Source organism: Agromyces sp. NPDC056965 (genome assembly GCF_042673425.1).
GTDB lineage: Bacteria > Actinomycetota > Actinomycetes > Actinomycetales > Microbacteriaceae > Agromyces.
The window spans coordinates 1-10,396 of record NZ_JBHURI010000112.1; the positions used below are offsets into that span (position 1 = coordinate 1).

General features: G+C 69.9%; 9 protein-coding genes. 5 read left to right on the top strand and 4 right to left on the bottom strand.

Annotated elements, in window-relative coordinates:
- Nucleotides 1-59: 59 nt before the first annotated feature.
- The 4 genes from ACFTQE_RS18870 to msuE all read right to left on the bottom strand — a co-directional run bounded on the left by ACFTQE_RS18870 (nt 60) and on the right by msuE (nt 3,455).
- Nucleotides 60-1,316: an ABC transporter substrate-binding protein gene (locus ACFTQE_RS18870; protein ID WP_376926512.1), complete on the bottom strand. Its 1,257-nt coding sequence runs from the start codon at nt 1,314-1,316 to the stop codon at nt 60-62.
- A gap of 197 nt (nt 1,317-1,513) precedes the next feature.
- Nucleotides 1,514-2,440: a hypothetical protein gene (locus tag ACFTQE_RS18875; protein WP_376926513.1), complete on the bottom strand. Its 927-nt coding sequence runs from the start codon at nt 2,438-2,440 to the stop codon at nt 1,514-1,516.
- Nucleotides 2,441-2,509: 69 nt separating this feature from the next.
- On the bottom strand, nt 2,510-2,806 hold the full coding sequence (locus ACFTQE_RS18880) for a Dabb family protein (RefSeq protein ID WP_376926514.1): 297 nt from the start codon (nt 2,804-2,806) through the stop codon (nt 2,510-2,512).
- Between the two features lie 61 nt (nt 2,807-2,867).
- Nucleotides 2,868-3,455 carry an FMN reductase gene (msuE, locus tag ACFTQE_RS18885; RefSeq protein WP_376926515.1) on the bottom strand — a complete coding sequence of 196 codons (588 nt, stop codon included), beginning with the start codon at nt 3,453-3,455 and terminating at the stop codon, nt 2,868-2,870.
- A gap of 212 nt (nt 3,456-3,667) precedes the next feature.
- On the opposite strand from msuE, the gene ACFTQE_RS18890 reads away from it, so the two are divergent.
- From ACFTQE_RS18890 to ACFTQE_RS18910, 5 genes are all read left to right on the top strand, one after another.
- Complete coding sequence (locus ACFTQE_RS18890; protein ID WP_376926516.1) at nt 3,668-6,145, top strand: family 20 glycosylhydrolase; 2,478 nt, start codon at nt 3,668-3,670, stop codon at nt 6,143-6,145.
- Between the two features lie 200 nt (nt 6,146-6,345).
- Complete coding sequence (locus tag ACFTQE_RS18895) at nt 6,346-7,584, top strand: ROK family protein (protein WP_376926517.1); 1,239 nt, start codon at nt 6,346-6,348, stop codon at nt 7,582-7,584.
- Nucleotides 7,585-7,612: 28 nt separating this feature from the next.
- A complete protein-coding gene (locus tag ACFTQE_RS18900; protein ID WP_376926518.1) occupies nt 7,613-8,431 on the top strand; it encodes an ABC transporter permease in 819 nt (272 codons plus the stop codon).
- The gene (locus ACFTQE_RS18905) at nt 8,428-9,213 is read left to right on the top strand and encodes an ABC transporter ATP-binding protein (RefSeq protein WP_376926519.1); all 786 of its coding nucleotides are present in this window, start codon (nt 8,428-8,430) and stop codon (nt 9,211-9,213) included. Before ACFTQE_RS18900 ends, ACFTQE_RS18905 begins: the two co-directional genes overlap by 4 nt.
- Nucleotides 9,214-9,321: 108 nt before the next feature.
- The gene (locus tag ACFTQE_RS18910) at nt 9,322-10,341 is read left to right on the top strand and encodes an aliphatic sulfonate ABC transporter substrate-binding protein (protein ID WP_376926520.1); all 1,020 of its coding nucleotides are present in this window, start codon (nt 9,322-9,324) and stop codon (nt 10,339-10,341) included.
- Nucleotides 10,342-10,396: the final 55 nt, after the last annotated feature.

The window sequence follows — 10,396 nt, forward strand, 5'->3', positions numbered from 1 at the left end:
GCACCGGAGTGACGGGTGCCGTGCCCGGGATTCTGGGGTGAGCCGCTCGGGTGCGCGGGTCAGCGGGCGCTGTCGAACCAGGCGTCCATGGCCGTCAGCACGTCGGCCGGGCTGGCGCCGGTGAGCAGCGCCTGCGTCTGCACGTTCAGCTCATCGGAGTAGCCGACGGGCAGCACGCGCTCGCCGTAGCCCTGGCCGGTGGGCGTGTAGTCGCTCGCGGGCGTTGCGGCGACGATCTCGAAGAGCTGCTTTCCGAGGTCGTTGACCTCGTACTCGTAGCCGTCGCGGAAGTTGCCGTCGACCTGCAGCTGGTTCACGACCGCGTCCTCATCGGTGACGAGGTACTCGAGCAGCTTCGCCGCGGCATCCTGGTGCTCGGAGGACTTCATGATGACGTAGGGGCTCGCGATGTTGGCCCCCATCGCGGGGTTGTCGACGCCCTCGACGGCCGGGCCGCGGAACACGCCGATCTCGGGTGCGTCGGCGGTCTTGGCCTCGGTGCCGGCGAACCAGCTGCCCATCGGGTACAGCGCGGTGTTGCCGGCGAGGAAGTTCTGCTCGGCGTCGGGGTACTTGACGCCGAGCGCGTCGACGTTGAGGTATCCCTTCGCGATCCAGTCGGAGTAGCGCTCGACGGTGTCGCCGTACGTCTCGCTGAACGTCAGCTCGCCCGCGCTCATCTCGGTGAACCAGTCGGGGTACTCGCCGATGATCGAGGGCAGGCCGAGCGTCTGCAGGGCGTGGCTCGACATCCAGTCGCCACCGGTCTGGATCGGGGTCCAGCCGGCCGCCTTGAGCTGTGCGAGGTCGGCCTCGAGCTCCTCGACCGTGGTCGGCGGCTCGGTGATGCCGGCGTCGGCGAAGGCCTGCACGTTGTAGAACCACAGGCTCTGCAGCTGCACGCCGATGCCGGCCATGTAGGTCGTGCCGTCGATCGAGTACTGGTCGGCGAGCGGGCCCTCGGTGGCCCATTCGTACTCCGACAGGTCGACGAGCTCGGGGGCGAGGTCGAGCGACGGCGGCAGCGACTGCACGATGTCGGGAGCGTCGCCCGCGGCGAGCAGGCGCGGCACGGCGGCGGCGACGCCTTCGGCACCGGGGTTCTGGATCTTCACGTCGATGTCGGGGTTCGCCTCCTCGAACGGGGCGACCAGCTCGTTCCACCAGTCCTCGGTGAGGTTGGGGGTGACGTTGACCAGCACGCTGAGCTCGGTCTTGCCGTCGCCGCCATCGGCGCCGGAAGACGAGCATGCGGCCAGTGCGAGCACGGATGCCGCTGCTGCGGCCACGGTGCCCAAAGTACGTTTCTTGATCATCATCGATCCTCTCGTGGTGCACGACCATGGTTGGGGCAACTGGAACCCTACACTAATCGATAATCGGTTGTGCACGTATTTCTGACGAAACGGGGCGGGTATCCCTGCCCCCGTGGTCGCGAGCGATCGAAGCGGCACGCCGCTGCGGCACGCCTCGTCCGGCTCATCCGGGAACAGGGGGAGACCTGAGGCTCCCGCTACCGCCCCTCGTACCAGCGCAGCACGCGAAGCGCGCGCAGCGTGTTCCACCGGCTGGGCTCGCCCTCCGGGGCGTCGACCGCGACGTGCACCCGGCCGTTCCACGGCGCGGCCGCGAGCCAGCGGCCGTCGGCGCCGCGCTGCGCCACCATGAGCTCGATGGCGTCGGCGAGCCGCGGATCGGGCGCACCTCCGGCGACGCGGAAGTGGTCGAGCGAGCGGAGCACGTCGTAGACCCAGTACGGCGGGAACCGGAACTCCGCGTAGCGGGGGAGCACGATCTCGCCCGTCGACCGTCGCCGGAACAGGCTGCGCTCCAGCAGGTACTCCTCGCCGCGGCGACGGGATGCCGCGATCTCGGGCGGCGCATCGGGCACCGCCCGCTCGTAGGCGAGCAATCCTTCGAGCACGCAGAGCGTCGAGTCGAACGAGGAGCGCGCCGACTCCTCGCGGGGCTCGCAGTTCCAGCCGCCGTCGTCGAGCTGCTCGCCGAGCAGGCGGTCGATGATGCGGTCGCTGCCGGCGCCGAGCTCCCCGAAGTAGGCGGCCAGTGCGAGCACCCCGCCGTTGACGCACTCCTCCACCTCGCCGTGGAAGTAGGGGAGGTCCCCCCACTCCCGCCAGGCGACGCCCTCGCGAACCCGGGCGATCGCCGAACGGGTCTGCGGGGCATCCGGTTCGATGCCGAGGCGGCGCAGCAGGTGGAGGGTCCAGGTGGTGCTCCGCCGATCACCGTCGATGCCGTACTCGTCGCCGCCCCAGTAGCCGTCATCGGACTGCAGGGCGAGCAGCTCGGTGCCCCAGCCCTCGACGGCGACCCGGGCGCGCTCGCGGTCGATCTCGTCGGGCGGCGCATCGAGCAGGTCGTGCATCACCTGCCAGCGGATCGACGGGTCGGAGTCGAGCAGCCACCGGGAGACATCCATACGCCCCATGCTCGCGGACTTCGGACGCGGTGGCCAGTGGTGGTCGGTGTGCGCTGCCGACCCGGCGGCTCAGGCGCCGAGCGGCACGTAGTCGAGCTCGAGGAAGTCCTCGACCTCGACCGCCCATCGGTCGCGCACGAACGCGACGTGCACGGGGTGCGCGTCGTAGGCGTCGTAGGCGGCCTGATCGGCGAACTCCATCGAGAACCCGAAGGCGAACGCGTTCTTCGAGCTCACCTGGCGGAGTCGTTCGAAGCGTTCGACGCCGGGGATCCCGGCGAGCGACTCGGCGTCGGCGAGGAAGGAGCGCTCTTCGGCGGAGCCGGAGGTGTGGCGCAACCGGAAGGCGACCGTGTGTCGGATCATGTGCTCACTGTAGGGGCGTTCGCCGGGGCGATGAGTGCCGGCGGCTCGACGGATGCAGCCGTCACCACGTGGCGACGTACTCCGAGACGGAATCGGGCAGGCTGCTGCGCACGATGGGCACGCCGCGCTGCACCGCCTGATCGATCCGTGCACGCAGGGCATCGGAGGCGACTCGGTAGTCGACGAAGTCGGCGTCGCTCGCGTACACCCCGATCGGCAGGGTGAGCGCCTGGAAGAACGAGAAGAGCGGCCGGAACTGGTGCTCGAGGATGAGGGCGTGCCGGTCGCTGCCGCCCGTTGCGGCGAGCTGCACGGGCTTGTCGATGAGCGCGTACTGGCCGACGAAGTCGAAGACGTGCTTGAACAGCCCGGTGAAGCTCGCGCGATACACCGGGCTGGCCACGATCAGCAGTGTCGCCGACTCGATATGGCGGATCGCCTCGTCGGCGACCGGGCTGAGCTCGTCGCGGGTGAGCGCGCCCGAGAACTCGCGCCCGATCTCGCTGAGCTCGATGAGGTGCGTCTCGACCGGCACGTGGCCGTCGAGCGCGGCCGTGAAGGCGTCGAGGATCTCTTGGGTCAGCACCGTGGTCTTCGACGGGGCGTGCAGGCTGCCGGAGACGGCGACGATCGAAACTGGAGCGGTCATGCGACGACGGTACGGAGCCCGGCCCGCGTCCACGACCCCTCCCGACCCATGGGGTAAGACGGCGCAATGCGACGCCACATCGAAGGGCCTCGCCCCGACCGGCGCCCGTTCGGTGCTTCGACGGCGCCGAATTCCGACGGAGTGTTGACGGAAAAAATGCCCCTCCCTAGCGTTGGGCAGCAATTGCCAGAAGCCTCGACGAGGAGTGTTCCATGCCATCCAGATTCCGTCTCGCCGCTGCCGCGACGGTGGCCGCCGTCGCCCTCGCGGCGGTGCCCACCGCGGCGTCGGCCGCCCCGCCGCCTGCGACCTCCGGCTCCGTCTCGACCGGCGTCGCCGCTCGCGCCGCGATGCCGGCGAACCTCGCACTCGACGCCATCGCGACCGCGTCGTCGACCGAGCTCGACGACGCGCGCTTCGTGCCCGCCCACGTCAACGACGGCGACGTCTCGACTCGCTGGTCGTCGAAGTACGTCGACGCGAGCTGGCTGCAGCTCGAGCTCGCGGAGCCCGCCGAGGTCGCGACCGTCGTGCTCGAATGGCCGAACGCGTGTGCACGCTCGTACCTCATCCAGACCTCGGTCGACGGCGTCGAATGGACGACGCGCGCCGAGCGCAGTGCAGAGACCACCTGCCCCCGCATCGACGAGGTGAGCCTCGACGTCGACGAGCCCGTCGGCTTCGTGCGCATGCAGGGCGCGACGCGCTGGTCGAGCTGGGGGTACTCGATCTCCGAGTTCCGCGTCTACGACCAGCCGCTGCCCGAGCCCGAGCCGCAGCTGCCGCTCGTGCCCGCGCCCGTCTCGCTCGAGCGCGCCGAGGGCGAGTTCGTGCTCGCCGACGACGTCGAGATCGAGGCATCCGGTGATGCCGTCGCGGCCGCCGAGTACCTCGCGGGCGTCATGCGGCCCTCGACCGGCTACCACCTGCCGATCGTCGACGACGCCGGCGACCGCGCGATCGAGATCTCGGTCGCCGGCGGCAACGCCCCCGAAGGGCACGAGGCGGAGGGATATACGCTCGACGTGACGGCCGCCGGCATCGAGCTCGCCGCGGACACCGCGGCCGGCGCGCTGAACGGCGTGCAGACCCTGCGGCAACTGCTGCCCGCGTGGGTCGAGTCCGACACGAGGACGGACATCGAGTGGTCGGTGCCGCTCGTCTCGATCAGCGACTACCCGCGCTTCGAGCACCGCGGCCTGATGGTCGACTCGGCGCGGAGCTTCTACTCGGTCGACGAGCTGAAGCGCCTCATCGACAGCGCTGCGCCGCTGAAGCTCAACCGCCTGCACCTGCACCTGACCGACGACCAGGGCTGGCGCATCGCGATGGACACCCCGGCCGAGAATCCGTCGGGCATCGCCTATACCGACCTCACCGACATCAGCGGCGCGACCGCGATGACCTACAACGGCAGCGGCCAGCTCATGGGCACCGAGCTCGGTCGCACCGGCTACTACACGAAGGACGACTACCGGGCGATCGTCGCGTACGCGGGCGAGAACGGCATGACCGTGATCCCCGAGATCGACCTGCCGGGCCACACGAACGCCGCCCTGCACGCGATCCCGCAGCTGAACTCGGCGGGTTCGAGCCCGAAGCCGAAGCCGGGCGAGATCACCGTGCCGCACCAGGGCACGGGCGACGTCGGCAACTCGTCGTTCGACGCGAACAACGAGCACACCTACACGTTCATCACCGAGGTGCTGCGGCAGGTCGCCGAGCTCACGCCGGGGGAGTACCTGCACATCGGCGGTGACGAGGCGCACACCACGTCGCACGCCGACTACGTGAAGATGGTCGACTTCGCGAGCGCGACCGTGGCCGACCTCGGCAAGACGGTCGTCGGCTGGAACGAGTACGCGAGCACCGCACTGCCGCAGGATGACGCGGTGGTGCAGCTCTGGACCGGCAACGGGGCATCCGTGCGCGACGCGGTGAACACGCGCGGCGCGAAGGTCATCATGTCGCCCGCGAACAAGACCTACATGCCGCAGAAGCAGGACGCCCGCCAGCCGCTCGGCGGCCAGTGGGCGTGCGGCGGGCCGTGCACGCTCGAGAACGCCTACAACTGGAACCCCGCGACGCAGATCTCGGGCGTTCCCGAGAGCGCGATCCTCGGCGTGGAGGCGGCCTTCTGGGGCGAGTTCATCCGAGGTGTCGACCAGGCGCAGTTCTACACCTTCCCGCGCCTGCTGGCGACGGCGGAGGCCGGCTGGACGCCGCAGAGCGGCAAGGTGCTCGCCGAGTTCGTCGACCGGGTCGGACAGCTGGGCCCGCGCCTGACCGCCCAGGGGATCAACTCCTTCCCGACGGCGACGGTCGGCTGGCGGATCGACGCGGCGCCGAGCGTGACGCGCTGGCCGAAGACCGCCACGCCGGTCGCCGCGGGCGACCGACCGATGTCGTCGAAGGTCGAGATCGACTGGCGCGTGATCGCGCCCGGCACCGTCCCGTCGGATGTCTCGGCCGAACTCGTGTGGAGCGACGGCACCCGTCGACCGGTCGAGCTCGCGAGCACGGCAGTGACCGACATCGCCGCCATGACGCAGAGTTCGGCGTACACCGGCAGTACGAGTCGCAACTTCCACAAGTCCGGACCCCAGGTGGGGCAGCTCGTGGTGACCGTCGGCGGCGGCGAGCCGACCATTGCCGGCGAGGTCCTGGTGAACGTGCCGGGCAAGCGCTGATCCACGTCGCCGTCCGGTCCACATCGGGTGACCGGGCGGCGATGGACACGGGCGCGGTGGTCTCGACCACCGCGCCCTTCGTCGTCTCACGAGGGTCGATCCTCCGGCCGTTCGGCGCTTTCCTCCGCTCTGTGTCGGATTTCGAAGCGAATTATGTCGGTGTGTTGACGGAAAAAATCGCCCCTCCTAGCGTGTCCGTTGTGACCTTGCCCAGCGGAGTGCACGCACTCGTCAGACGGACCCATGAAGACCGGGTCCTCCAGGTGCTGCGCGAGCACGGCGCGATGACGCGCGGCGACCTCGCCGCGCGCATCGGCCTCTCGCGCACCACCCTCTCGGAGATCACGTCGCAGCTGCTCGAGCGCGGGGTGATCTCGGTCTCGGCCGACGAGACGCCGCGCCTCGGCCGCGGTCGACCGGCCGAGAAGCTCACGCTCGACCCCGCCGCGGGACAGTACCTCGGCGTCGACTTCGGACGCCGCCGCGTGCGCATCGTCGTCGCGAACGCGGCCCACGACCTGATCGCCTCCGACGCCGTCGCCTACGACGCGGCGGCGTCGTGGGGCGAGCGCATCGCTGCGGCCTTCGAGCTCGTCGACCGCATGGGCGTCGAGCGCGGGCTGCACTTCAACGGCGTGCTCGGCGTCGGCATCGGCTTCCCGGGCCCGTTCTCGCCGCGAGTGCCGCACGAGCCGTCGGAGCCCGTCGCCGAGGCGCGCCGTGCCGGCGCGGTCTTCATGCGCACAGCCTTCGTCGAGCGGTTCGACGCGCCCGTGCTCCTCGACAACAACACGCGCCTCGCCGGCCTCGCCGAGGCGACCTGGGACACCGCGGTCGGGGCTGACCACTTGCTCTACCTCCGCCTCTCCGACGGCATCGGCGGCGGACTCGTCGTCGGCGGGCGGCTCGTCACCGGAGCCTCGGGGCTCGCCGGCGAGTTCGGCCACATCAGCCTCGACGGCAACGGCGAGCTGTGCCGATGCGGCAAGCGCGGCTGCCTCGAGACCGTCGCCTCCACCGGGGCGATCCTGCGGCGCTGCGCCGAGGCGGGCGTTCCCATCGCCTCGCTCGACGAACTGGCGGATGCCGCGGGCAAGGGCGATCCCATCGTCGTCGGGGTGCTCCGCGAGGCGGGCGAGGCCGTCGGCCGAGTGCTCGGTTCGCTCGCCGTCGCCCTGAACCCGTCGGAGATCGTGATCGGCGGCGAGGTCGCCCACGTCTCCGACGTCATCCTCGAACAGGTCGCGGCGACCACCGCCTACGAACTGCTGCCGGTCGGCGAGTACTCGCCGACGATCCGCACCGCCGCGCTCGGCGACGAAGGAGGCGCGATCGGCGCCATCATCGCCATCTTCCAGAATTCCCCCCTGTTGGCCGGCTACCACGTCGGCTTGAACGTCGCGCCCGCGACCACCCCATTGCGAAGGAGCAACAGCTGATGTCCCCCCTGAACCGAGGAGGCCGCGCATGGTCGCAGTGACCGACGCCACCGTGCGGCAGACCGCCTCCCGAGACACGACTTCGAAGAAGAAGGATGCCGCGCCCCGACGCCGCATGCTCGCGCTGAACCTCATCAGCGTCGCTGCCGGCATCCTGCTCTGGTGGGCGCTCTCCGCCTCGGGGCTGAAGCTGCCCTCGCCCGTCGAGGTCGCCGTGCGCGGGTGGGAGCTGCTCATCGACGGCACCTTGGTGACGGACCTCGCCGCGAGTCTCACGCGCGTGCTCATCGGCTTCGCGCTCGGCACGCTCGTCGCGATCCCCGTCGGCTTCCTCATGGGCTGGTACGCATGGGCCCGCGGGCTCATCGAGCCGTGGATCCAGTTCTTCCGCACGATCCCGCCGCTCGCGATCATCCCCCTCGCGATCGTGCTGCTCGGCATCGGCGAGGAACCCAAGATCCTCGTCATCTTCCTGGCCGCATTCTTCGCGTGCGTCATCTCGACCTTCCAGGGCGTCGTGAACATGGACCGCACCCTGATCAACGCCGCTCGCGTGCTCGGCACGAATGACGCCGGCATCTTCCTCCGGGTCGTCGTGCCGGCATCCGTGCCGTTCATCCTCGTCGGCATGCGCGTGGGCCTCGGCGCCGCGTGGGCGACCCTCGTCGCCGCCGAGCTCATCGCCGCGCAGGCCGGCCTCGGCTACCGCATGCAGCACGCGCAGCTCTACTACGACCTGCCGACGATCTTCGTCGGCCTCATCACGATCGGCATCCTCGGCCTCCTCATGGACCGGGTGCTGCTGTTCGCCGAACGGAAGCTCACGGGATGGCAGGAACGCCGATGACCGCAACCACGCAGCTCGCCGACGCCCGCATCTCGGTGCGCAACGTCCGCAAGACCTTCGACCTGAAGGGCGAGGAGTTCGTCGCCCTCGGCGACGTCTCGCTCGATGTCGCCGACAACGAGTTCGTCACGGTCGTCGGCCCGTCGGGATGCGGCAAGTCGACGCTCATGAACATCCTCGCCGGGCTCGACATGCCGAGCTCGGGGGAGGCCCTCGTCGACGGCGACGCCGTCACGGGCCCCGGCCCCGAACGCGGCGTGATCTTCCAGCAGTACGCGCTCTTCCCATGGCTGACAGTGCGCAAGAACGTCGAGTTCGGGCTGAAGACCGCCGGCCTCAGCGCGAAGGACCGGCGCGAGAAGGCCGAGCATTTCATCGAGATGGTGGGGCTCGGCCAGTTCGCCGATGCGCTGCCCAAGATGCTCTCGGGCGGCATGAAGCAGCGCTGCGCGATCGCCCGCGCCTACGCGGTGAACCCGAGCATCCTGCTCATGGACGAGCCGTTCGGCGCGCTCGACGCACTCACCCGGGTGAAGCTGCAGGAGCAGCTGCTCGACACGTGGAGCCGCGACAAGCGCACGGTCGTCTTCATCACGCACGACGTCGACGAGGCCGTGTACCTGGCGAACCGCGTCGTCGTGATGGCCGCCCGCCCCGGCCGCATCTTCGAGATCGTCGACGTCGACCTGCCGTACCCGCGCACCGAGGAGATGCGGCTCAGCCCCGAGTTCGCTGCGCTGCGGAACCGCGTCTGGAACGCGGTCTACCACCAGAACAGCTGACGTCCTTCACGAGCACTGCCCTCCTCCCGCACTTCCCTCCGATCGCACCGCCTCCAACGCTCTGCCACCGCTCGCTGTCGACCGACAGCACGACATCAAGGAAGATCCATGACCCACTCACCCCGCAAGCGCGGCATCCTCGCCGCAGCTGCCGCCGTCGTCGCCCTCGCTCTCGCCGGCTGCGCGCCGAGCGCCGCCGGAGGCTCCGGCGACTCCGGCGCTCCCGCCGAGCTCGAGAAGGTCCGCTTCGGCTACATCGCCGACTTCAACGGCGCGAGCCTGCTCGCGATCGCCGAGGACCAGGGCCTCTGGGAGGAGCACGGCATCGAGGTCGAGACGCCCGTCTTCACGAACGGCCCGCTGCAGATCCAGGCGCTCGGCACCAACGACCTCGACTTCGGCTACATCGGCCCGGGCGCCATGTGGCTGCCGGCCTCCGGCCAGGCGAAGGTCGCGGCCATCAACAGCCTCGGCAACGCCGACCGCGTGATCGCGCAGGCCGGCATCACGTCGATCGAGGACCTGAAGGGCAAGAAGGTCGCGGTGCCGGAGGGCACCTCGGGCGACATGATCCTCACGATGGCGCTGCGCTCGGCCGGCATGACGATCGACGACGTCGAGAAGGTCGCGATGGACCCGGCGACGGTGGTCTCGGCGTTCGCCTCGAAGCAGGTCGATGCCGCGGGCATCTGGTACCCGCTCATCGACACCATCCAGGAGCAGGTGCCCGACCTCGAGATCCTCGCCGAGAACGAGGACTTCATCGACGAGGTCGCCTTCCCGAGCGCGTTCGTCGCGAGCCCCTCGTTCGTCGAGGAGCACCCCGAGGCGACCACGAAGGTGCTCGCCGTGCTCCGCGACGCGATGGACTACCGCGTCGCGAACCTCGACGAGGCGATCGAACTCACGTCGAAGATGCTGAAGATCGACGCCGCGGCCCTGCAGGTCGAGGCCGAGAACGCGAAGTACATGACCGCGGCCGAGGTCGACGCCCTGACCGAGGACGGCACCGTCGTGACGTGGCTGACGGCCCTCAACGAGTACTTCACGACCGCGGGCAAGGTCACCGACCCGCTCGACCCCGCCGAGTACTACCTGGGCGAGCAGTTCGTGGCGGCCGGCGAGTAGACGCACCTGCAGCCGACATCCGCACCCGTCGCGCGGCGGAGCCCAGCTCCTGTCT

What these genes read in the sequence shown, in the direction of transcription:
- ACFTQE_RS18870 (WP_376926512.1), bottom strand. Translation starts at nt 1,316, where the DNA reads ATGATCAAGAAACGTACTTTGGGCACCGTGGCCGCAGCAGCGGCATCC.
- ACFTQE_RS18875 (WP_376926513.1), bottom strand. Translation starts at nt 2,440, where the DNA reads ATGGATGTCTCCCGGTGGCTGCTCGACTCCGACCCGTCGATCCGCTGG.
- ACFTQE_RS18880 (WP_376926514.1), bottom strand. Translation starts at nt 2,806, where the DNA reads ATGATCCGACACACGGTCGCCTTCCGGTTGCGCCACACCTCCGGCTCC.
- msuE (WP_376926515.1), bottom strand. Translation starts at nt 3,455, where the DNA reads ATGACCGCTCCAGTTTCGATCGTCGCCGTCTCCGGCAGCCTGCACGCC.
- ACFTQE_RS18890 (WP_376926516.1), top strand. Translation starts at nt 3,668, where the DNA reads ATGCCATCCAGATTCCGTCTCGCCGCTGCCGCGACGGTGGCCGCCGTC.
- ACFTQE_RS18900 (WP_376926518.1), top strand. Translation starts at nt 7,613, where the DNA reads ATGGTCGCAGTGACCGACGCCACCGTGCGGCAGACCGCCTCCCGAGAC.
- ACFTQE_RS18905 (WP_376926519.1), top strand. Translation starts at nt 8,428, where the DNA reads ATGACCGCAACCACGCAGCTCGCCGACGCCCGCATCTCGGTGCGCAAC.
- ACFTQE_RS18910 (WP_376926520.1), top strand. Translation starts at nt 9,322, where the DNA reads ATGACCCACTCACCCCGCAAGCGCGGCATCCTCGCCGCAGCTGCCGCC.